Source organism: Nostoc sp. LEGE 12454, from assembly GCF_056620565.1.
The window spans coordinates 30,171-54,239 of sequence record NZ_JBWQXL010000021.1; the positions used below are offsets into that span (position 1 = coordinate 30,171).

Below are 24,069 nucleotides of genomic sequence, written 5' to 3' on the forward strand. Positions count from 1 at the left end.
CCTCATTTACCTACATTTGCTTGCTCAATGCAGATTCCCAGCTGTTCTGCAACAGTTAGAATATGAGGTTGAGCCATCATCGTAATATGGTCGCCTGGAACAACGTGAATATCGATGTTTTGAGCGGAAAACTCTCCCCATCCCCAAGCGGGATCTTCGCGTAAATCAGTTAAAAGTGCAGCATCCTCCGCATTCACTTCGCTAGCTCGCAACAGAGTCAGGCGATTGGGATAAGCTTCTTGTGGTAAATATTTGATACTAGCTTGCAGATTTGCCTCGAAAACTTGCACCAAACCACGCACTTGCTTTGTATCAGTACCAGTAGGCAGTAAATCAATGGTGATTAATCGCTCTTTGAGATATTCCAATTGTTCGTCGAGTTCTAGCGGCTGGAGCATCTCATAGGATATATCTAGGTTTTTGCCTGCCCAGCGTTCGATGAGACGAGCAGTTTCGGTCAGTCTAGTTGCATCATCGACATCAATATATAAGGGTTTGTCGCTAGCAACCGGGGCCGGAGCGTCTAAAATCGCAACCAGAGCAACCTCATTTCCTGATTTGATTAACTGTTGAGCCATTTCATAGGCAACAATACCTCCAAAGGAGTGACCTCCAAGAAAATATGGCCCTTCAGGCTGAACGGTTTTTATTGCCTGGATATAATAAGCTGCCATATCCTCAACACAAGTCAATGGTTCTGATTCCCCATTTAAACCAGGTGCTTGCAATCCATAAAATGTTTGGTTTTCCCCTAAATAACGAGCCAAATTATGTAAATAGAGGACATTGCCGCCACCTCCAGGTAAACAGAAAAAAGGATACTTGGAATTACCTTTTTGAATTTCTACCAAGGCAGACCAAGATAATATTTCTGTTTCTAGGCGAAGAATATTAGCCAGTTTTTCAATTGTAGGATTTTGGAAAAGTGTCGCTAAAGACAAGTTTTTACCAAACTCTTGGTTAAGATGAGCCATTAAGCGTACAGCTAACAGCGAGTGACCGCCCAGATCGAAGAAATTATCCTTTACTCCCACAGGATGGACGTTGAGTAGATTTTCCCAAATATTAGCTAATTTCTGTTCTAAATCATCTTGTGGTGCTAAAAATTCGGTTTTGAGTGTACTGAGACGAGATGTATCGGGTTGCGGTAAAACTTGTCGGTCTACCTTGCCATGAGCGGTTAGAGGTATTACCTCTAACATCAAAAAGGCAGAAGGTATCATGTATTCGGGTAACTTTTCCTGTAAAAATTGGCGCAGTTCGCTACTTGTTGGGGCTTGCTCTTGAGGAACAATATAACCTACTAAACGTTTGTTTCCAGGTTGGTCTTCCCTGGCAATAACCGTAACAGAATTTACTAAGGGGTGTTGAGCCAGTAAAGACTCAATTTCTTCTAGTTCAATGCGGAAGCCGCGAATTTTAACTTGATGGTCAATGCGTCCGAGGTACTCTATATTACCATCAGGTAAATATCGCGCTAAATCCCCTGTTTTATATAGGCGAGAATTAGGTTCATCGCTAAAAAGATTGGGAATAAATCGCTGTTGTGTTAATTCTGGGCGATTGAGATAACCCCTAGCTACTCCTGCACCACCAATGTATAGTTCGCCGGGAACACCAATTGGTACAAGTTTTTGATTTTCATCAAGCAAGTAAAGTTGAGTATTCGCAATAGGACGACCTATTAAAATTGCACCTGATAAAGAAGTTTGTTCGCTAACTTCATAAACACAACAACCAACAACAGTTTCGGTTGGGCCGTATTCGTTAATTATTCTGATATTTGGAGCATTATCGCGCCAAAATTTCAAGCTTTTACCCAATAATGCTTCGCCACCGATGATTAATGCTCTCGTTTTCGTTACACCTTCGCGGTTAGGTAACATCTGATTGAGCATTTCTAGGTGAGCTGGAGTAATTTTAACCAAGCTATAGTTTTTATCAGACTGCAAAAGTGCTGACAATGCTTCAATTTCTTCCTTCTCAGGCAACAGTACTACCCTTTGTCCGACCAATAACGGTGAGAATAAGCTGGTAATCGTTGCGTCAAACCCTATGGAAGATTGTACTGGAGCGCCGTAACCTTGGGCAAGTTTATACGCATTTGTACACCAACTCAGGTAATTAACTAAACCTCTGTGGGGAATCATGGTTCCTTTAGGTTTTCCTGTAGAACCAGAGGTATAAATTATATAAGCCAGATTTTCTGGCGTGACTTCGCTTACAGGATTTTCAATGCTGAGTGTGGCATTTTCTGGCAAATCTCGATCGAGACAAATTAAACGGGTGTTATGTTCAACAAACTTATCTACAAGTCTTTGTTGAGTTAACAGTATAGGAATTTGAGCATCTTCTAACATAAATCCCAGGCGTTCTTGGGGATATGTGGGATCGAATGGTATATATGCACCACCTGCTTTGAGGATACCAAGGATACCAATCAGCATATCTAAGGAACGTTCTACACAAATTCCTACCAATACTTCTGGTTTTACTCCCAACTTTTGTAGTTGATGCGCTAGCTGGTTGGACTTAGCGTTTAATTGTGCATAAGTGAGATACTCGTTATTAAATTCAATGGCGATGTTCTTGGGTGTGCGTTCTACTTGTTCTGCAAATAGTTGATGGATGCATTTATCTTGTGGAAATTCTGTTTTTGTATTGTTAAAATCAATCAATAATTTTTGGCGATCGCTTTCACCAATTATATTTAAATCAATGATTGCTGCTTCTGGGTTATGAGTGACACTCTCTATTAATGTCAGATATTGTCCGGCAATAATTTTGATACTATCCTCTGAAAATAAACTAGAATCGTAATCAAAATTTAAAGATAGATTATTCTGACTATAGCCACTGGAAAGCTTAATTTGATATTTCTCTACATTGGCGGATTTTTTAGATTCCGAAAAGGAAATATCAGCATTTACATAGCTCTGTGACTGTTTCGTAAAATCAAAACAGAAAGGGAAAAATGCACGAGAAGCAAACTTCTCATTTGCAGCAATCAAATGCTCCCAATCAAAATACTCCTGCCATTTTTTGACAAAACGCAAAGACTCAGAAACTCTTTCCATAAGTTCTGAGAATTTCAAAACATCCTCTAAGTGTGAATGAGTGGGCAAATATTTAGTTAAAAGCCCTAAAACTTCTTTTAATTCGTCATATTCGCGTCCATTGCCAGCAGTCCCAATCACAATATTAGACTGACCGCTTAAGCGCCAAATTAGTACTTGCCAGCAAGCTAATAAAATTACTTCAGTTGAAGTATGATAATTTTCTTGCAATATTGCCAGTTTTTCTACCGTATCTCGATTAATCTCCAAAAAGAGCGATTGTGGTGCAAATACAATTTCTCCAGATGATTGATTGACATTTTTACTTTCAAAGGGAATTTGCAAATTTAACACAGAAGAAATATCTTGTTGATCCCAATAATTTCTTGCTGTCTCTGTCTCCTCAGACTCTAATAATTCATTTAGCCATTCAGAAACCTCTGCATATTGCATCATTTCATCTGACAGTTCTTCGCTGTGTAAACAAGCTGTATAAGAACGACCGATTTCACATATAAGATTATTGAGTGTTGTTATATCTGCATATAAAGCAGGCAAACTGATAAACAGTAGATGCTTGTTTGGAGCTAATTTACTTAAGATAAAATGTAAACTTGCGGCTTGTTCAAAATCAAAAGTTCGGAGGCTTTTATCTTGAAAAAGCGCATCAATTTTGGTTTCTTGTACTTGAGAAGTTAAACTACTCCAATCGTATTCTCCAAGTGAAATTGTGCTGCGATCGCTAATTGATTGGAACGGGATATTCATATTTGTTAAGGAGTGAAAAATAGTGCGAAATATTTCGTGGCGATCGCTGATATTTGCTAAAGCTAATTTAAGAATATCGGGGTTAAGATTACCTCCGATATTTATCGCAATTTGGGAACAGTAAGCTTGATAATTATCCTTTTGTTGCAACCATAAATGCTTTTGCTGAGGAGAAATGCGAATCAGATTGGTCATTTCAACGTGCATAAAATTGAAATCCTTTGCAATTAATTAATACTGGCGATACAAGTTATGTAAATTGAACGAAGTCGCACCTGCATCAATGTTTTAATAGGGATAGCCAAATCAATTTATGCTGTAAGTTACCAGATTTTAAACAAAAACTCCCAAATACTTACCTAATAAGCATTTGGGAGGATAACATTAAAAACCCTCTGCGTACCTTTGCGCTAACCTCCGCGTACCTTTGCGTTGAAAAAAAGCAAAATAAAACTGCTTTAACAAGGTTCTGCCATCGCAACTACAATCTTTCTTTTGCCGACGAATGGCATCCGTCCATGTGCTGCCAACATATTGTCCAGCATTAACACATCTCCTTTCTCCCAAGGATAAATAACTGCTTCTTGGCGATATATTTCGCGGATTTCATCTAAAATAGAGACTTCGATCGGAGAACCATCACCATAATAGGCATTGCGAGGAAATTCATCTTCTTTGAGTAATGCAGACAATGATTCGCGTACTTCTGCTTTCAAGCTGGAAATATGGAATAAATGAGCTTGGTTAAACCACACGATTTCACCTGTTTTAGGATGTTTGGCAACAGCTTGACAAACTTGGCTTGTTCTGAGGGTATTGTTACCTGTCCATTCAAAAGAGATACCCAACTTGCGGCAATGACTTTCTACCTCAGATTTATTTGCGGTTTGAAAAACTTCTTGCCAAGGCAAATCTAAATCTCCATAATTTCGCACATACATGACTTTCTTTTCGATAAACCGTTCTTTGATGGATGGATTGAGGCGTTCAAAGATTTTACGGCTATCAGCGATTGGTGTTTCTCCGCCAATTTCAGATGCTTTAACGCAGAAAAACCATATCTTCATGGGATAAATGGGAGAGTAAGCATTTTCGTTATGTAGTGGAATTGCTTCATCTGCGGGATATTCAGTTGAAGTGTAGATTTTATCGCTTACTTCTGTGCGTGGCGTTGAACGATAGGTGTAATCTAAGAGTTCTCCGGTTGAAGCTACCTTCACAAACCTTTGGAAATCTTCGACTGTATTGACATGGAAATTTCGGAAAAGTATGCCACCATTTTTAAGTAAATTAATTTCAATAAAATCACGGTTTTGCTGCGTCCAATTAATTAAATTGACACCATCTACAGCAGGGTAAATGATTAACGGTAGAGGATTAGCTGAGTTGAGCGGTTCTATGTTGACTAATTTTTCAACTACTTTGCGTTTGCCGATTTGTAGTTTTTTGATGGTGTTTGTTGTTAGTTCTAAATTGTTCATTTTTATTAAGGATAAAAGTTCAAAATCAAACAATACTTGCAAAATTGATTTTTTACACCCTTCTTTGTGCCTCTGCGACGGCAGTCGCTTCAAGTCAGCAAAGCCGACGACAGTCGCCTCAAGTCGCGAAGCCCGCCCACGGCGCTGTCTCGTCTTTGCGTGAGTAAAATTCACACTTGATTAGCAACGCCAGAAAATTAAGCTGATTTACGTTTGAACTTGCTCAACTTATTAATTGCTGTTGCTGCCAGTTTTTGGTCTTTGATGAGTTGTTTTTGTTTGTCTGCTTGGACAAGTATTTCTGCTAATATTTTTAACTGTACATCAGGCTGTTCAGTAATTTTTTTGGCAATAGTTGCAAAATTGTCTAGAATATTAGCAATAGTATCGTGAGTAAAGCGGTTGCCTTCATAGCTCAGTCCCACAGATAAATTTTCACCAGGCATAATTACTAACATCAAAGGATATTTTGTGCGTTCATAATTACTGATGTTGTCAATTTTTAAGCCGCTACTGGAATTTTGCAAAGTAGGATCTACCGGGTAATTATAAAATGCGACGTTAGTCTCAAACATTGGTGTGCCGCTAGCTATTTCACTTACCCGTTGAATTTCCACTAAGGGAGTATAAGAGTATTGCTCCCGTTCTACCTGCTGTATGTGTAAATTTTTCAGCCAAGGTAAGATTTGAGAATCTTCTAATACTTGTACCCGTACTGGTAACGCATTGATAAACATGCCTACCATAGTTTCTACACCTACAAGAGATGGAGGCCGACCGGATACAGTTGTGCCAAACACTACATCCTCTTGGGTGCTGTAATGGCTGAGTAACAGTGCCCAAATTCCTTGTACTACAGTGTTAAGAGTCAGTTGATGTTGTCTAGCTAGAGATTCCAGCGTAGTTGTTAATGCTTGTGGTAATTGAATATGCTGTTCGTGATAAGTTTGCTTTTGCTGGGAATTGTGAACAACAGACTTATCTGCAATTAGCAAAGTTGGGGCTGTAAAACCTTGAAGCGATCGCTTCCAAAATTCTTTGGCTTGGGAAAGGTCTTGTTGTTGCAACCAAGTTATATAATCTCGGAAGAGACGGGGGGTTTTTAAATATAAATCATTACCCTGATTCGCAGCTTCATAGAAAGCAAAAGCTTCTTGAACCACAATAGGTAAAGACCATCCATCTATCAATAAATGATGGAAAGTCCAGACAAATTCGTAAGTATCATCTGCTGTTTGGATGAGACTACAACGCATCAAGGGAGCATGGTTAAGTTCAAAACCCCTGTTTCTATCTGCTTCCTGAAAAGCTGTAAGTTGTTCTTGTTGCTGGGTAGGCGATAGAGAACGCCAGTCATCAGCAGCAAAAGGTAGATTTACAGTTTTGCAAACGACTTGGTGTGGCTTGTCAAGATTATCCCAGACAAAGAAGGTACGCAAAGCCGGATGACGCTCAACTACTCGTTGCCAAGCTTGGGCAAACGCTGTTGTATTAATATATCCGTGGAGAGCGCAGCTTAACTGTTCGCAATACACTCCAGACTCTGGGTCATACAGGCTATGAAAGAGAATACCTTGCTGCATCGGGGAAAGGGGATAAATCGACTCAATATTTTTCTTTTTGCTGGCTGTGTCACGGATTGCCATTTCTGCAATCAAATTGTCCAGATATTTCTGAGTTAACTCAGCTTCGGGAAAATCTGAAGGTGTATAACCACCAACATTAGCAGACTGACAGTGATTGATAATATCTATTAGTGTATTGATGAAACCAGCAGCTAAAGCCTCAATAGTGGCTTGTTGGTGAATGTTTTGGCTATAAGTCCAATTAAGTTGCAGCTTACCTGATGCTACTAAGGCGTTAACTTCTAGTAAGTGAGTGCGATCGCCTAATTTGCTTTGCTCTGCACCAGCAGATTCTTGGGTCAATTTCCACGAGCCAGATTCCGATAATTCTTGGTCAAATTGTCCCAAGTAGTTAAAACTAACTTGTGCTTGGGGTACAGTTGCGAGTTGATGGCGAATTGCTGAATTGGGGCTGAGATAGCGGAGAATCCCGTAGTTAATACCCCGTTTTTGGCAAGGGCGTAGTTGTTCTTTAATTGATTTTAAAGTTTTACCAGCATCGGCGTACGCTGCCAATTCTAATTTAATGGGGAAAAGGCAAGTAAACCACCCGACAGTGCGCGACAAATCGATGTCTGCAAACAGTTCTTCTCGTCCGTGACCTTCAACATCAACGAGTAGGGAAGATTCACCAGTCCATTGAGCAAAACTTTGTACCAAAGCAGTTAACAACACATCGTTAATTTGGGTGTTGTAAACAGCAGGAACCTCTTGCAGCAAAGCACGGGTTTGTTCTTCGTCGAGAGATATCGAAACTTGTGCGGATGAAACAACAGTATTAACTGCTTTATAGTCTACAGGCAAAGAAGTAGAGCCGGATGACTGAGCCAACCAAAAGTCTATTTCGGCTGCGAGTGCTTCTGAGTTGCTATATTCAACTAAGTGATGCGACCATTCCTTGAAGGAAGATGTTTTGGCTGGATGTTGAATTGTTTCTCCCCGATTTAGTTGTTGATAAGCATTAAATAAGTCTTCTACCAAAATTCGCCACGAAACACCATCCACAGCTAAGTGATGCACAATTATGAGCAATCTAGCAGGTTGTTCGGCACCAAAGTTGAACAGGGCAGCTTGCATTAACTGTTGTGACAGATTTAAGCTAGCCTGTAGCCTGTTAGCAGTAGTTTCTAGGGCTGCTTGTTTTTCTTGTGAGGCGATCGCTGATAAATCTACACAAGTTAAAGTTACTGTACCATCAGCATCAGCATTAGTTTGTAACCAGCTTTCCCCTTCTTGGATAAATCTCAAACGTAAAGCATCGTGGTGCAATAATAATTGCTGCAAGGCTTGTTCTAATATTTCTGGTTTCAGGTCTGCTGGTACTTCCAACAACACTGACTGATTAAAATGGGCTGGTTGAGGTAGATTTTGTGCAAAAAACCAATGCTGAATAGGTGTTAATGGTAAGGAACCTGTAACTAAACCTTGTTCTGCTTTGATGCTCTGTGTTGTGTTTGCCATAGCAGCCAACTCAGCTATTATCTGATGCTGAAATAACTGCTTGATATTTAATTGAATTCCGGCTTGGTTGGCTCTGGCAATAATTTGCAAGCTGAGGATAGAATCGCCACCAATTTCAAAAAAGTTATCGTGAATCCCCACTTGCTGCAATCTCAACACATCCGCCCATATTGCCGCTAACTTTTCTTCTTGTGGGGTACGTGGAGCCACAAAGTTGACTTCTAACTCAGGACGGGATTCTGGTGCAGGTAATGCCCGACGGTCTACTTTGCCGTTTGGTGTTAAAGGCAGAGTATCTAACATCACAAAAGCCGATGGTACCATGTACTCAGGTAGCCGTTCCTTTAGGAATTGTCGCAGGTCACTAATTGTTGGTACTTGGTCTGAATTAGGAACTGTGTAAGCAACTAAACGCTGCCTACCAGGGATATCTTCACGGACGATAATTGTATTTTGAATTACGCCTGGGTGTTGGCTGAGTAAAGCTTCAATTTCTCCTAATTCAATGCGAAAGCCGCGTAATTTAACTTGATGGTCGATACGTCCTAAGTACTCAATGTTACCATCGCTCAAGTAGCGGGCGAGATCGCCGGTTTTGTAAAGTCGCGCTCCTGGTTCATTGCTAAAGGGGTGAGGAATGAATTTTTGTTGTGTCAACTCAGGACAGTTGAGATAACCTCTGGCTAATCCAATGCCACCAATATGCAGTTCCCCAGGAACACCAATGGGTACAGGTTGCAAATCTCCATCAAGCAAATATATTTGTGTATTGGCAATTGGACGACCAATGGGGGGTTTGTTAGTGTTGTTGCTGCTGCATTCTGCGATCGTGGCGCAGACGCTAGCTTCAGTTGGGCCGTAGGCATTGAAGAAACGCCGACCACAAGACCAACGTGCCACCAAGTCGGGAGGACAAGCTTCTCCTGCTACAATGATAGTTTGCAACGCTGGTAGTTCGTCAGCAGGTAAGACCGCTAAAGCCGATGGTGGTAGAGTGATGTGGGTAATACCGTAGTTTTGCAATAGTTGAATTAATGATGCACCAGGCAATAAAGATTCTTTTGTTCCCAGATAAAGTCTAGCTCCTGCGCCCAGAGTCATAATGACTTCCGAAATGGAAGCATCAAAGCTGAAAGAGGCAAACTGAAGAATCCCGCTCGATATTTGCACGTCAAAAGTCTGAATCTGCGCTTTGGCTAAGTTACATAACCCAGTATGTGCCACCATCACGCCTTTTGGTTTACCCGTTGACCCAGAGGTATAAATTACATACGCTAAATTGGAAGTGGTAACTGCACCAACAGGATTAGAGCTACTATTCTTAGCAATTTCGTTCCAGTCTGCATCCAGGCAAATTGTTACTGCTTGATGCTGTGGTAACTTCTCAACCAATCGCTGTTGTGTCAATAGCACTGGTAATTGAGCATCACCGAGCATAAAAGCCAAGCGATCGCTCGGATAATTAGGATCTAAAGGTACATAAGCACCACCTGCTTTGAGAATCCCCAATAACCCAACTATCATTTCTACAGAACGCTCAACGCAGATACCCACCAGTACATCTGGTTTTACACCCAAGATTTGTAACTGATGTGCTAATTGGTTGGCGCGATCGTTTAACTCTCGGTAAGTAAGTTGCTGATTCTCAAAGACTACCGCCACTGCATCTGGTGTTTGTTCTACCCACCCTTCAAACAACTGATGAATGCATTTACCTTGGGGATAATCAGTTTGGGTATCGTTCCACTCTACAAGTAACTGGTGCTGCTCCCTAGCACTGAGTAGTGATAATTCCGCAATTTTTTGCTGAGGGTTAGTCACAACATTTTCCAGCAAAGTCTGAAAATGCCCTGCCATACGGCTAATAGTCGTAGCATCAAATAAATCGCTATTGAATTCCCATTCTCCTAAAAGTCCTGACTCGGTTTCTTGCATTGATAAGGTGAGATCGAATTTCGCTGTGCGATTTTCGATTTTTAAGAGATTTAAGCTCAAGTTGGGTAATTCTAATTTACCCATCGGTGCATTCTGCATGGCAAATGCTACTTGGAACAAAGGCGTGTGAGAAAGCGATCGCTCTGGTTGCAAAGCTTCAACTAATCTCTCTAAAGGCATATCTTGATGAGCATAGGCATCTAAAGCAACTTGTCGCACCCTTTGCAGCAATTCTGCAAAACTCGGATTTCCTTCTAAATTAGTCCGCAGCACTAAGGTATTGACAAATAAACCAATTAGTGAGTGTGTTTCCTGGCGATCGCGGTTAGCAATCGGGGAACCGATAACAATATCTGACTGGTTACTATAGCGGAACAGTAAAGTTACAAAAGCTGCCATCAGGGTCATAAACATAGTTGTCCCTGACTTTTGACACAGGATATTTAATTGTTTTGTGAGATTTTGGTTGAGTTCAAAATGTAAAGTTTGACCTTGAAAGGTTTGAACTGGAGGACGCGGACGGTCTGTAGGTAATTCTAATATTGGTGGGATACCAGCTAACTCCTGCCGCCAGTAGTTGAGTTGATTTTCTAATACCTCACCTTGCAACCATTGCCTTTGCCAATGAGCAAAATCAGCATATTGGATGGCTAATTCTGGTAGTGGAGAAGGTTGATTTTGATAAAAAGCTGCGTATAAACTGGAAAACTCTTGAATAAATACCCCCATCGACCAGCCATCAGAAACAATATGGTGCATCGTTACTAGCAATACATAAGACTCTGATGCCAAATGTAGTAATGTCACTCGCAACAAACAATCTTTTGTCAGGTCAAAAGGTTGTAGTTGCTCCTCAATTGCCAAACGTTCTACCTCGACAAACTGTTCTTCTGCTGGCAATGTTTGTAAGTCAATTACTGGAACAGCTATTGTTAAACAAGGTGTAATTATCTGGACAGCATTTCCATCAATTGTTTTAAAGTTAGTGCGAAGTATTGCATGACGTTGAATGATTTCTGCGATGAGTTGTTCGAGGATATATACTTGCAAATTCCCAGTAATTTCTACCGCAGCAGCCATATTATATGCAGCGCTATTACCCTCCATTTGGTCGAGAAACCAAAGTCTTTGTTGAGGAAAAGATAAAGGTATTAATTTATCAGTGCTAACAGATTCAATTCGTGGAACTTTAGGTTTATTGTTGATTGTAGAAGATTGCTGTGCCAACAATTTTTGCAGAACAAGTTCGCGTTTTTGAGGCGATAGATGTTCTAAACGCTTTAGTAAGTCACTCATAAATTTATTGCTTGTATTTAAAAAGGTAACTTTAGTAAAGTTACACAACGTAAGTGGCTAGTATCGGTCAAAATTTCTATAGGGCAAGCTCAATAAATTTATGCAGTCACTTCTCGACATATCTTGTTTTGGCATTGCTGATTTTGGGCGTATGCACGATAAGTTAAGCTCGTATGCTAGTTGTAAAGCGGCTTTGAGGAGATGTCTGGCAGAAAAACTGAACCCTCGCTGCTTTTTTGAAAAGTCAATGGTAATTCCTAGCAAAATCCCTACATCTAATAAACTAGGCGGACTTTACCGCCACTTTCATTGGATGGTGCAGAGATTTTAAAAGTTGAGCCAGCCTTCTGCGATCGCCCCCGTGGTCGATTACCTTTTTTCTGCACCCTCTTGACAAATGTGCAATCACTCTTACCTCTCACAAGTGGTACATCACCCTCTAGGTACTCAACGCAACCTTCTGTGGGAGTCTCTGTAAAACAGTAGTAGCAATTCTCTAAATAACTAGGAAATCTTATCTGGCGGTCTATCGTACACTACTATTTTTTAGCGATGGCTACACCCGCCGCAGGCATCGCAAAAGTTCTCGGTCTACTGAATTTAAAAAAGTAAGATTTCGCGTTCAAAATTGTCTGGGGTCGGTTCTATCTCCCAAACCAATCCTTCTTGGAGATCGCCCAGAGCTACTTCAATGTAAAGCCTATCTACAGCAGTTTTTGCTTGTACTTGGTTTCCATCAAATGGTTGTAAATCTTCTGTCAAAAGTCTCAATTTAAATCCACTGGGAATCATCTCGCCTTTGCTTGCATTATGCAGTTCAATGCGCCATACTCTATCTTCAATATTAGTTTTAGGCTGTACGCGCAACTTGTATTGTTGTCCGGCAATGGTGACTTTCCGCACTAAAATTGGCAATGTTGATGCTTGCTGTGAACTCCTAGCTAATCCAAAATTTGACTGTGGCTCGATACTCGCCCAGCCAAATTTCTGTGCAAAATCTGACACCCCAGTTTGCAACCATTGATTAATCGACCACTGTTGTTGTTGTCCTTGGCGTTGTTCATACAATCGCTGTCTCCAACCTCCATGTTCTAGGAGCGCTCCCCAAATTGAAAATGGTACTGCTAGCCGTGGTAAAATCACTTCCGGATTTCCTAGACGTTGAAGTAAGTTGTGTGCTTGCGCGATCGCTAATTCTGGCAGTGGTACAGTTTCTTCAGCATGGGTCGCTTCTTCTGGACATAATTGACTTGCCATCCACAAGATATTGAGGTTAGAAATTAAATCCTCTCCATCCAAACAATAAGCGCGATCGCTCGCATCGTAACGACCCATACTTTTCAGTAGAGTATGGGTCGTGTATCCCCAAAACCGTATACAACTCTCTTCCAAATTAACTTGTACCGCTAGATAATAATCTGCTGTCCAGGTAGGAATATCCACCCACTCCTGAGGAACGCGCAGTTCGCTTAAATCTGCTGCTTCAGATGGAATTAATACCAACCGTTTTTCTTCCAGGGAAATCGCTACGCCATCGACTACTTCCCAAACGCTGGGCAAAGCAGCAATATTAGGAAAAACAGCAGCATTGGGAGTATGTTCCGATCGTAGCCAAGGCAGAAAAGCATTCAAGCTCAAGCGGTTGAGATATGCGATCCAACGGCGATTACTCGTCGAAAATGCTTGACTTTGCTGCCAAAGTTTGGTTTGCTCGGCTTCCGGAATTTCTAACCACAAATGTGTAGAGTTTATTAAATTGACTGTGCCTGGATTAAACATCATGTTGATACTACTCCAACTTAGAGGAGGAAAGACTATAGTAAGCTTTTAACCATTCCTCTAAAACGGTGTTGATATAGTTAAGTATGAGTGAGTTTAGAGAAATATGCAGTGACTCTTTACTCCAGTTTGCCAGCTTGAGTAGTAACGAGTCTTTTGCTTTGGCGAGTTTACGAGAAATGGTATATTGCTTAATTCCCATCTGTTGGGCAATCTGCTGTTGAGTCAAATTCTGGCTATAGTAAAGTTTTATTATCTTTTGTGCTTCCTCATCCAGGTTGTTCAACGCTGCAATTAACACATTGCTGATTTGAGATTGCATTGACTGTCTCTCAAGCAATTCTTCTTGAGCAATGATTTCCGTCATTAAGGAGTCCTGCTTCAGTTGCGGTAATATATCTTGATACTCTCCAGAATCGTCATTCCCTCTGGGCGCATTCAGAGAAGCCATACTGGGGTAAAAATATTCTCGTACTGCTTTGGCACAAGCAACCAGCCATTTTTCCATCGTTTGCGGGTTGCACTCCATCCCTGGTTGGGAAAGTTGGGTGTGGTGTTCCGAATTGTAAAGCTGGGCGATCGCAATCCATGTAGAGTCATCTGGCTTTGACAGTTGGCGAGTACCTGTAGGGTGCTGTGGAGCATATAATGCTTGGTAGCATTTCCAAGCTAATACGTAGCGTTGTATTGTCTCTCCACTGAGGCCAACATTTTGTAAAGACTCCACCAAACGCTTTTGAGTCAGTTTCCGTAACAATCGCCAGTTAGTACTAATATCAATTTCATTGTGCGATCGCAGTATTTCCTTAATCTCGTTACTGAAAATTGCACTCGCATAATTATTCAAATTAAAACCCATGTTGGGTTTAAATCCTTTTAAAATTTTATCTACACTAGTTATGACCATTTGAAAGCAGTCAGATACTGTGTATTGAGTAGCAGAAAGATTAGTAATTATTTTGTAAGCCGCCCAATAACACGGTTCTTGTAAATAAGCCGAAAAATGTTCTCTTGCCAGACCTTCTGGTTGAATTTGCCACAATTTATACCAATAAAATATCCAAAAATTCTCTGAATCTTCTGGCTGCGATAGACTTGCCTGACAATTAAGTAGATTTCGCCGTAGTTTAGGATCGATTGCCCAACCAATTATTCTGTCAGCATCTAATTGTAAAAAAGTTGTAAATAATTCATTGATACTTTTACGAGTACGCATAAAATAACTACTCATTCTTGCATAAGTCTTAAGTTATCAACTAAAAAGTCCTGGTTTATGTAATGGGTGATGAACTTTTGCCGTTGGATTGTGCAGGTGGTTCTGCGATCGGAAGAAGCCAAAGGCTTTGTTTTGCTTGAAAAACGTTGGGTAGTCGAAAAAACTTTCTGACTTTTCACGGTATGTGGAAAAGGTCATTTTGAGGGTTTCCAAACCCTGATTTTTCTGTTAACCATTATCATTAGCTTAGAGCTATTGATAATTATACTGTGGAAAAAGCCACGCTTTTTCGGGGCTTGAAGACTTACCGTGAAAAGTCAGAACAAACTTTAACTTTTAGTTGGCTGATGGGATATCAGCGATTAATCAGAGACGCGCGAGTTATTGCCCGAAACATTCGAGACTTTTATTTATCTTGCCATGATCCGCATTATACGAGGCTATTAGCATAATATTTTACCTCTAAAAAACTTTTCAAGCATCCTCTGAGAGGATAAACTTATCCTTGGAGGTAGTGGAGATATATTTGTGCTTGGCAGTTCCTCCAGTGTCTTCTACACTGCATCTAACCAATTTGCGATTATTCGAGCTTTCGCACCCAGCGAGTTGGACAAGATTCCGATTAAAGGCAATCTGTCTGAGTACACGTTAAGATAGAATCGCGACGTTCAGTTGGGAATCGGCGGCTTTTAGATGGAGATTCTCTTAAGCAGTAACTGGATTGCTGTTGTTCAAGATACCATCAATGTGCCTAATTCTTGATTTATTAGGCACATAAGATATTCATAGATATGCCTGTGGCTATGCCGTAGTGGTCAATATCTAGTATGCTGATATCTAATGCTGAGGCTGTTATGCATCAAAAATACAAGATTTGGCGATGGCACCTGGAGCATGTGGGTTTCAATAAGTGACTACAAAATTCTTGCTATAAAAAATGAAAGGCAAAGTAGTTTTTTCAAGTAACGCCTTTCGGAGATTTTGAGTTTAGTATAACTTTAAAGAAGTTAATTATAAACAGTAATTTTAGGATAAAACTAGCAAAGATGTCTCCAATAGCTGTTGGTTCTAGTTACTCAAATAATACATTAAAAACAGGAGAAGCCAAGCTCTGGATTTTATTAGTAGGTGTTAACGATTACCAAGATTCGGGCTTACCTTCTTTGCGTTACCCAGCTGTGGATTGCCAAGGGTTAAAAGAAGCACTAATAAAAGCTACACAGGGATTTCCTAATAAAGAAGTAATTATTCATAATGATTTGGCGGCACAACCGCCGACCTTGGAAACAATTCGTTGCAGCCTGCGACGATTTGTTTTGCAAACTCGATCCGAGGATTCGCTTCTGCTATATTTTTCTGGACATGGCATGTTAGAGCCTAATACTCAGCAGGCTGTACTTTGTTTAGCAGATACCCGCAAAGATGACTTGCTGACTACGGGCTTGGGTTTGCAAGAATTATTACAGATGTTGGAGGGTACTGCGGCAAATCAGCAAATAGTTTGTTTAGACACCTGTCATAGTGGAGACTTCAAGTTATTAGGGGGAAACGCTGGTAAGGCTAGAGACGGAAACATCTCTGATAATTTATTTAATTGTGCCCCAACCTTCATGAAGGTGTTACAACAACGTGCATCACAAAGTAAAGGATTTTGCGCCTTACTATCATGCGATCGAGGACAACAATCCTGGGAATTTCCAGAACTAGGGCATGGTTTATTTACTTACTACTTAATGCAGGGGCTATTAGGTGAAGCCGCTGACTCACAGGGTGTCATCGAAGCCGACGGTCTTTACAAATATGTTTATCGCCAGACGCTGCAATATATTGATAAATTAAATCAGCAACTGCGTCTGATTAATCAGCAAAAGCTCGATCGTGGGGACAGTAAACTCCATCCAGAATATCCCCTGCAAACACCCAAACGAATTGTGGAAGGAGTAGGAGAATTAATTCTTGGATTCAAACCTGATGCGGTTGAATCTCACAAACAGCGACGGGCGCTGGTAATCGATGGACTTGCAAATAAGAAAACTACAACAGACTTGAGTCGGCTATTTGCTGGGGCTGGCGGCTTTGAGGTAGAATTCTTTCCTCAACAAGGTAAATCTTGGTCAGAAATACGAGGAACAATCCAAAACTTTCTACATTGGAGTAGTGAATCAGCAACTAAATCCGTTTCGCAGTTAGGAACAATCAAAAAGACACTAACCTCCTTATTATACTTACGGGGGCACATCGAGGAAATTGAAGATGGAGAAGCCTGGTTAGTTTTAGGCGATGGAATGCGTCTAAGTCGTTCTTGGCTAAGACACGAGTTACGACGCGCTGCAAAGTCTCAACAAATAATTATTCTGGATTGTCCTGAGGCTACTTCCCTAAACAACTGGATAGAAGATTTGCATAGCGGCACGGAACATGGACAATGTATAATTGTCGGTGCTTCCACAGCAGAGGAGCCAGAACTATTTTCTCAAACACTTCTAGAAACACTTATTGCAGCTAATCCGCAAGTTGGGTTGTCAATTGCCAAATGGATTACTCAATTACAAACGCATTTATCAGCAAAATGTATCAAATTTGATGTCTGGCTATCAGCTACACAAACAGTCATTGATATTTTACCGGGTAATATTGGCATAGTTTTTCAAGATTTACAGGCAAAGGAAGTACCATTAAACGAGGAAAACAAACAAGGAAATCAGGAAAATTTACTCCCCAAAGACGTTAATAAATTACCCAAACTAGAATTTGCTTCCCAGCCTTCATCCCAGCGATTTCCAAATCAGCCCGTTTCTGTTGCTGCTCCTATTGCTGCTGATTATTTAGAAAAAACACAACCTCAATTAAATTTCAAGCTAGACTCAGAACAGTATTCTAAATTAGAACACTTGCTGAAGCTATCATTAGGACCGATTGCGCTTATCATTTTAAAAAAAGCTTTAAAAAAGGGAACTAACTCTAAAGAATTAGTAGAAAAATTAACCTTTTACTTGTTACCAGAACAGCAACAAAGTTTTGAGCAGCAAGCAATAGCTATTTTAGAACAATCTACTGTTGCATCTAAAACCACGTCAGATAATTCTTCAGGCATTGATCCCAAATTTATCAGTAAATGCGAGCGCGAGTTAGCCTATGTAGTTGGACCAATTGCTAATTTTTTAACTCAAGAGATTTTGAAATCTGAACCGCAAATTTCCTTACTAGAATTTGTAAGCAAATTGGCAGCAAAAATCTCTAATAAGCAGAAGGCTTTAGAGTTTGAATATAGGATACTTGGTAAATTAAAATAAGTTAGTGAACATTTATCGCTAGGAGCTTGCGGCAGAAAAGTATATCTATCTAGTATTGGTATTATTATTTAACATATTCAGAGCAATTTCTAAACTATACTTCATCCGTTTAAAAGCGTCCGCCAACGCTCCTATTTCATCTTTATCTTGTTTACCAAAATTGGCATCCATATCACCGATACTCACTTTTTCTGCCACATTAGCCATTCTTTTAAGACGCTGTAGCACTGTCTTTTTTAACAACAAATTAATAATGATAACGATGATCGTAAAAATAATCCCTAAAAGTCCTAAGATTAGATAAAAAGACCACTGAGCACTTTTAAAAATTTCCTCAGCCGGAACATAAACAATTTGAGTGGCAACAATTTGATTAAACTTCCACCCAAACCCATGTTCTTTTCCATAGGTTACTAATTGACTTTTAGGAGCCACTTCGGGAGCGCTATGGCAACGCAGACAACTTTGTTGGCCAATTCTAAAAGGTCGAGCGGTATAAAATAATTTATTTTCAAATACATTTCGGAAACCGGATAGACTTTTTAACTCTGGTTGTTGATTAAATTTATTAATAATATCGGCTTCAAATTTGTCCGCCATATCCCTCATATTTGTGGGGTTTGGCGCGGCATCTTTGTAGATAAAATTGCTAAATCCTTGGGTTTTACGTAAAATTTCAAAAGTTTCTCTAACAGAGAATGTTGGGACAACTTCTGGAATAAATTGTTCTTGAGTGTCTACTCTCGGTAACAATAATGGTTGTACGCGATCATTGGTATATTCTCTAAGTGAATTTGCAATTTGCATGGCAATTATTGCTTGAGAAGACACTTCTTGTTCTGCTTTTTGTTCAAGAACGCTTGATAAAGCAGTACCACTAATTAAAATCCCACAGAGAAAAGCTATCATCACAATTAAATTGACTTTCGTTCCAATTCTCATAACTATTTTTAGTATTTAAGGTTATAGTATATTACTATAACCTTAAATACTAAACGAGTGATTCATGAAGCTTAGTAAAGACAAATATTTAACAATAGATAGATAATCAAAACAACTATTTGAGGATAGATAAAAGACATTTTTGCAGGTTTTTACTCTTCTTTTCTCTGGCTTTGTGAGAAAACTAGGTGTACTCTACACCCGTTAATGAAATCTGCCCACCTGCTTTATAGACTTGTCGCAGGAGCATCCCAAATGTGCAAAAATAAAGAAAGGAAAATTATTCGCGAGTATTCATCGCGAATAATAAGAGTGACTTAATCTTGTGGATCTTCCGACTCTTGCTCAGAACCAGAACTAATATCTAGTAGACAATCATCAAGGGTATCAATTATTTTCTGTATCTCATCCCAAACAGAACGTCTGAAAACAGACATAACAGCATCAATATGTTCAGGAGTACCAGATGCACCCTAAATGCTTGTATTTACTCAGTTTTGAAGATGTCGCTTGAGGTAAGCAAGGAATAGAAGCTTGTAATTTGTAGTACCAATACTTCTTCAGATTTTGGCGGACTTGGTAACGCGCTACCCAAGCTCCTTGTGGAGCAAGCGCCCCCTGCCTTAATATAATAGCTTGTTTCTAAGACTGTAATCGCTTTTTTAATTCGCTCAAATCGAGCGATTTTGTCAAGTTCCGCATCGTTGGCTCTTGGTTTTGGCATACACGGGCACACAAAACTATTCGCGATTGTAAAAGAGCGAAGTACAAGCGACCAATAAACGATAATTGCGGTTTTTGGCGAAAGCCGAGTTGGAATCGGCTGTACAAGCGGATGTATGGCATCAGGCAGTAGAGCAAGCTGGCAATAAGATTCCCTAGCGATCGCCTGGAAGCACAGTGGAAGTAACACCCAAAATTGTATGTGACTTCAGGTAGAATTTGCCCAAGACAGAAGGTAAAAGTTGTCCGCGTTGTCACTTGACACGATCTGTATTTTTAGATATCATTCAACTATATGGTTGAATTAAATGTAGCCCTTGATAAAATTTTTGCTGCTCTGGCTGATGTGACGCGGCGAGACATTCTTAAGCGGGTATCAACAGCAGAACATACTATCGGCGAATTAGCACAACCCTATGCGATGTCTTTTGCAGCGATCGCAAAGCACATCAGTGTGTTGGAGAAAGCCGGACTGATTACCAAGCGTCGAAGTGGTAAGGAGAAAGTTATTCAGATTCAGCCGAAAACTCTCAAAGTAGCCGCAGCGTATCTGGGCGAGTATGAAAAAATCTGGAGTGCCCGCTTTGATGCTCTGGAAAAACTACTAGAAGATCGATAACAAAGTAGCAGGAGGGTAGTATGGCACATCTTACAGTAACAGTTCCAGAAAATTCACAAAATATCCTGGGTACTGTCACAATTAACGCTCCGTTAGAAAAGGTATTTGAAGCATATACCAAAGAGGAACTGTTTGCTAGTTGGTGGTGTCGCGGTAATCCAATGAAAGTGTATCACTTCGATTGTCAAGACGGCGGCAGTTGGCACATTGCTGAACAATCACAAGACGGTCACGAGTATGAGTTTACTGGCTGTTTTCATGAAGTCGCTCTAGATAAACGAATCGTGCAGACATTTGAATTCTTGGGGATGCCGGAACGTGGGCATGTCATGCTGGAAAAAGCTGAGTTTGTCGCAATTGACGAACATACAACTGAGATTCGTACCCATAGCACAGCAATGAGCCAGTCAGACCGTGACGGCATGGTTGCTAGCGGCATGGAAAGCGGCTGGCGGCAGTCCGTTGAAGCTTTGGGCAAGCTTTTAGAACCAAACGATTAATTACAACTTGCTCGCAGGCTTGACATTTACCAAAGCGATCGCTGAGGTAAATGTCAAACCGATATTTTTATACTACATTTATAATACAAAACATTAATACAAAATAAGAATCTTCTTTTAGCGACTGACACTAATATTGCTGTTTGTTAAAGTAACTTCAATCTGCTCCTGGTGGCTCCGAGATGAGTTGTGATGACGAATGCCGTAGCTCATTACTGTAGCGACTGGTCGCATAGCAAGTGCTAAGTAATGCAGATATGATATTTGGAATAAAGAGCAGAAGATGACCGTCCAGTTGAGGCGAATCGGGTTCGTAAGTCTATCGGTGCAGAAACTTCATTTGCACAAGACTTAAGCGATATCAGCCAGATGTTACATGAACTCGAACAGATTGCCCAAATTGTCGAGCAACGGTTAGAGCAACACAAACGCGAGGCCGCACATTAACTCTGAAAGTCAAGTTTTATGATTATCGCCAGTTAACCCGCAGTAAGACAATGCTTGCTCCCATCAGTGAACTATCTACGATTTTTGAGATAGCTAAACCCGGATTTCTCACCACACCTCGAATGGAGGAGTAATGAGTAGTGAGTAAGGAGTAATGAGTAGTGAGTAAGAATGTACAAGTTCTTGCACTGGTATTGCGCCTGTTGCTCTTTTACTTATTACTCATTACCCATTACTTATTACTCATTATCAAACGCTTCATAAGCTTGTGAGAAATGTGGCAAAGCGCTGTTTGAGTCGATTGATCTGGAAAACCGCAGTATTAGGTTGCTGGGAATTGCATTGTCCAATCTAAAAAACGCGAAACAGACACAAGTCATACAACTGCCATTGTTTGAATATGTGGAAAGTGGCAATTGTTAAAATTTATTTGTTGAGTTGAATAAAACACTGTATTTTAAATGAAGTAATTTGTAAATCCTAATAAAAATGGAAAAAGTCATGCTGATTACAGGTAGTAGTCGTGGCATTGGTGCTGCAACGGCTTATCTTGCTGCCGAGCAGGGTTATGCTATCTGTATTAATTATCTTCATAATCAACAAGCGGCACAGGCAATTGTTAGTTCTATTGCAAAGATGGGAGGTAGAGTGATTGCAGTTGCGGCTAATGTTGCTTTGGAAGAGGATGTAATTAAATTGTTTCAAGTGGTAGATGAACAATTAGGAAAAGTAACTGCCCTAGTCAATAATGCTGGAATTTTAGAACATCAAATGCGATTGGAGAATATGGATGCAGCGCGGCTAAAGCGAGTATTTGAAACAAACGTTATTGGTAGTTTTTTGTGTGCGCGAGAAGCGGTGAAACGGATGTCTACTAAAAATGGGGGAACGGGAGGAGCGATAGTAAATGTGTCATCAGCTGCGTCTCGACTGGGTTCTGCTGGGGAATATGTAGACTATGCTGCTTCTAAAGGAGCTATCGATACAATGACGATTGGGTTAGCAAAGGAAGTAGCAGATGAAGGTATTCGCGTGAATGCTGTACGTCCTGGGTTTATTTATACTGATATTCATACAAGCGGTGGAGAACCGAATCGTGTTGAGAGAGTAAAAGAGTTTGTACCGATGAAGCGAGGTGGTAAAGCAGCAGAAGTGGCAAAAGCAATTTTATGGTTATTATCAGACGAGGCTTCATATACAACAGGGTCATTTATTGATGTTTCGGGAGGTAAGTAATTGACACAATATATATAGATTGGTTCTCTGAAATAGTTGTTATATTAAAAAACTTTCTAATTACGTAGCTTGCTGCTAGACAGAGGCTAGGATTACGAATTACGGATTAATATAAGTGGGTGTGCCAGAGTTGGGTTATACTTTCGCTATCAGTGCTGGGTAATAAGTGAGGAGAAGTACTCAGTACTGATGGAAATTTTGAATCTTACCTTATCCCCTGCTTTTCATAAAAGGCTGTAGGGAAATCGAAGTCATTAGTACCAATGATAAATCAATACGCTTGGGTTAAGGCTAAAACTCTGTTATCCAAGTCTATTTTTTAACGAACCGCCTTCTCTACGAGAGGCTTTCGCCAACGCGTAGCGTCTCGTAGAGAAGGCGCAGAGGAAGCAAAGAGAAGAAAGAGAAGGAAAAAATTGCTTAACTGAACTGTATTGAATGATAAATGACAAATGACCAAAGACAAATGACTCTTGTTATATGAATATTCCCTGACTTATGTCAGCATTTTTTGTTTTAAAAACCATTGAAAAAACGCATTTTCAAGCGATTGCCGATTTTCTTTTAATTTATTTTTGATTATTTACTGGGCTAATCTCTGTTTGCGGTGTACTCTCAATATACGGTAACTACCAATACTTCTCGGTTAAGGGGAAAGAAAAAACCTTTAACCCAAACCCAGTAACTTTTTGCCAAAGCCCGATTTCGAATTAAAAATGTTTAACCGAGAAGTATTGCGGTAACTAACACACTCAACCTTTGAGATCGATTACACCCAGAGGTGAATACCATGAACAATTATGCTCAACAACAGGAATTTATTTTAAGTCAAATCACAAATAAATATTTTCAGCGCCGAGATTTTAGTGGATGTGACTTGAGGGGAATCGACCTGAAAGGAATTAATTTAAGTGGTATTAACTTTATCGGAGCGGATTTGCGTAATGCAAATTTATCTGGCTGTGTTCTAACTCGTGCTAATTTAAGTGGCGCAAATTTGATGCAAGCTAGCTTACGCGAAGCTAATTTGTATGAAGCATCTTTATGTGAAGCCAATTTGACTAATGCTGATTTAACACGAGCAAATTTGTGCGGAACTTTCTTATGGCGAGTGAAATTCATAGGTAGTACTCTTTGGGGTGCTTCTTTATGTGATGTAGATTTGAGAGAAGCAGACTTAAGTGAAGCCAAATTAATTGAAGCATCGCTGATTGAAGCTAACTTAAGTTTTGCAAATCTCACACGAGCAAAGCTATGTGGAGCAAAATTACTAGAAGCTAATTTGACTGAGGCTAACTTAACTAGTGCAGACTTGACATGGGCAAATTTAACCAAAGCAAACTTGAGCAATGCAAACCTTTGGAAGACGAATTTGATTTATACGAAGTTGCGGGATACTATCATGCCTGATGGTACAATTGAGCAACCTCAGATAGTTATTTATTAGCTAGAAGTAGCTCTGCTAAAGTGAGATAATCTTGTGATTTCGTTTCCATACTCTGCATGGAAACGAGATGCAGCATAATTCAGAATTCAAAAGTCAGAATAAGTAAACTTGAAACCCAATACTTCTCGGGTTTGGGGGAAGAGGAAAGGTAAAGAAAAAACCTTATAATCCTTACCCTTTTCCCAAAACCCAATCCTGAATTAAAAATGCTTAACCGAGAAGTCTTGAAGCCTTAGTTAATACGA

At 40.1% G+C, this 24,069-nt stretch carries 12 protein-coding genes and 2 pseudogenes; 7 read left to right on the forward strand and 7 right to left on the reverse strand.

The features are described from left to right. Window positions 1–2: 2 nt before the first annotated feature. The 5 genes from AC1F2U_RS20975 to AC1F2U_RS20995 form a co-directional block, all read right to left on the reverse strand. A complete protein-coding gene (locus AC1F2U_RS20975) occupies window positions 3–4,031 on the reverse strand; it encodes a non-ribosomal peptide synthetase (protein ID WP_480262840.1) in 4,029 nt (1,342 codons plus the stop codon). Between the two features lie 251 nt (window positions 4,032–4,282). Further along, window positions 4,283–5,305, reverse strand: coding sequence for a TauD/TfdA family dioxygenase (locus AC1F2U_RS20980; protein ID WP_480262841.1), 1,023 nt, complete (start codon window positions 5,303–5,305; stop codon window positions 4,283–4,285). A gap of 197 nt (window positions 5,306–5,502) precedes the next feature. Then, complete coding sequence (locus AC1F2U_RS20985; protein WP_480262842.1) at window positions 5,503–11,622, reverse strand: amino acid adenylation domain-containing protein; 6,120 nt, start codon at window positions 11,620–11,622, stop codon at window positions 5,503–5,505. Between the two features lie 600 nt (window positions 11,623–12,222). Further along, a complete protein-coding gene (locus AC1F2U_RS20990) occupies window positions 12,223–13,404 on the reverse strand; it encodes a DUF1822 family protein (RefSeq protein WP_480262843.1) in 1,182 nt (393 codons plus the stop codon). A gap of 7 nt (window positions 13,405–13,411) precedes the next feature. Beyond that, window positions 13,412–14,617: a sigma-70 family RNA polymerase sigma factor gene (locus tag AC1F2U_RS20995; protein WP_480262844.1), complete on the reverse strand. Its 1,206-nt coding sequence runs from the start codon at window positions 14,615–14,617 to the stop codon at window positions 13,412–13,414. 63 nt (window positions 14,618–14,680) lie between these two features. On the opposite strand from AC1F2U_RS20995, the pseudogene AC1F2U_RS21000 reads away from it, so the two are divergent. Next, a pseudogene (locus AC1F2U_RS21000) lies at window positions 14,681–14,785 on the forward strand (IS5/IS1182 family transposase); the annotation flags it as partial. Between the two features lie 878 nt (window positions 14,786–15,663). Then, complete coding sequence (locus tag AC1F2U_RS21005; protein WP_480262845.1) at window positions 15,664–17,910, forward strand: caspase family protein; 2,247 nt, start codon at window positions 15,664–15,666, stop codon at window positions 17,908–17,910. Between the two features lie 45 nt (window positions 17,911–17,955). Here the strand turns inward: AC1F2U_RS21005 and AC1F2U_RS21010 are convergent, their stop codons facing one another. Both AC1F2U_RS21010 and AC1F2U_RS21015 read right to left on the reverse strand, forming a co-directional pair. Continuing rightward, window positions 17,956–18,852 carry a c-type heme family protein gene (locus AC1F2U_RS21010; RefSeq protein WP_480262846.1) on the reverse strand — a complete coding sequence of 299 codons (897 nt, stop codon included), beginning with the start codon at window positions 18,850–18,852 and terminating at the stop codon, window positions 17,956–17,958. Between the two features lie 642 nt (window positions 18,853–19,494). Continuing rightward, window positions 19,495–19,833, reverse strand: coding sequence for a hypothetical protein (locus AC1F2U_RS21015; protein WP_480262847.1), 339 nt, complete (start codon window positions 19,831–19,833; stop codon window positions 19,495–19,497). A gap of 37 nt (window positions 19,834–19,870) precedes the next feature. Here AC1F2U_RS21015 and AC1F2U_RS21020 point away from each other — a divergent pair, with 37 nt between their 5' ends. From AC1F2U_RS21020 to AC1F2U_RS21040, 5 genes and pseudogenes are all read left to right on the forward strand, one after another. Beyond that, complete coding sequence (locus AC1F2U_RS21020) at window positions 19,871–20,194, forward strand: ArsR/SmtB family transcription factor (RefSeq protein WP_480262848.1); 324 nt, start codon at window positions 19,871–19,873, stop codon at window positions 20,192–20,194. A 20-nt stretch (window positions 20,195–20,214) separates the two neighbouring features. Continuing rightward, window positions 20,215–20,694 (forward strand): SRPBCC domain-containing protein, encoded by a 480-nt coding sequence (locus tag AC1F2U_RS21025; protein WP_480262849.1) that lies wholly within the window; start codon window positions 20,215–20,217, stop codon window positions 20,692–20,694. Between the two features lie 321 nt (window positions 20,695–21,015). After that, a pseudogene (locus AC1F2U_RS21030) lies at window positions 21,016–21,275 on the forward strand (DinB/UmuC family translesion DNA polymerase). Between the two features lie 355 nt (window positions 21,276–21,630). Further along, window positions 21,631–22,377, forward strand: a complete 747-nt coding sequence (locus AC1F2U_RS21035) for an SDR family oxidoreductase (RefSeq protein ID WP_480262850.1) — start codon at window positions 21,631–21,633, stop codon at window positions 22,375–22,377. Window positions 22,378–23,167: 790 nt separating this feature from the next. Further along, on the forward strand, window positions 23,168–23,824 hold the full coding sequence (locus tag AC1F2U_RS21040; RefSeq protein ID WP_480262851.1) for a pentapeptide repeat-containing protein: 657 nt from the start codon (window positions 23,168–23,170) through the stop codon (window positions 23,822–23,824). Window positions 23,825–24,069 lie beyond the last annotated feature (245 nt).

What these genes read in the sequence shown, in the direction of transcription:
- AC1F2U_RS21010 (WP_480262846.1), bottom strand. Translation starts at nt 18,852, where the DNA reads ATGAGAATTGGAACGAAAGTCAATTTAATTGTGATGATAGCTTTTCTC.
- AC1F2U_RS21040 (WP_480262851.1), top strand. Translation starts at nt 23,168, where the DNA reads ATGAACAATTATGCTCAACAACAGGAATTTATTTTAAGTCAAATCACA.
- AC1F2U_RS20990 (WP_480262843.1), bottom strand. Translation starts at nt 13,404, where the DNA reads ATGATGTTTAATCCAGGCACAGTCAATTTAATAAACTCTACACATTTG.
- AC1F2U_RS21035 (WP_480262850.1), top strand. Translation starts at nt 21,631, where the DNA reads ATGGAAAAAGTCATGCTGATTACAGGTAGTAGTCGTGGCATTGGTGCT.
- AC1F2U_RS20975 (WP_480262840.1), bottom strand. Translation starts at nt 4,031, where the DNA reads ATGCACGTTGAAATGACCAATCTGATTCGCATTTCTCCTCAGCAAAAG.
- AC1F2U_RS21020 (WP_480262848.1), top strand. Translation starts at nt 19,871, where the DNA reads ATGGTTGAATTAAATGTAGCCCTTGATAAAATTTTTGCTGCTCTGGCT.
- AC1F2U_RS21005 (WP_480262845.1), top strand. Translation starts at nt 15,664, where the DNA reads ATGTCTCCAATAGCTGTTGGTTCTAGTTACTCAAATAATACATTAAAA.
- AC1F2U_RS21025 (WP_480262849.1), top strand. Translation starts at nt 20,215, where the DNA reads ATGGCACATCTTACAGTAACAGTTCCAGAAAATTCACAAAATATCCTG.
- AC1F2U_RS20985 (WP_480262842.1), bottom strand. Translation starts at nt 11,622, where the DNA reads ATGAGTGACTTACTAAAGCGTTTAGAACATCTATCGCCTCAAAAACGC.
- AC1F2U_RS20995 (WP_480262844.1), bottom strand. Translation starts at nt 14,617, where the DNA reads ATGCGTACTCGTAAAAGTATCAATGAATTATTTACAACTTTTTTACAA.
- AC1F2U_RS20980 (WP_480262841.1), bottom strand. Translation starts at nt 5,305, where the DNA reads ATGAACAATTTAGAACTAACAACAAACACCATCAAAAAACTACAAATC.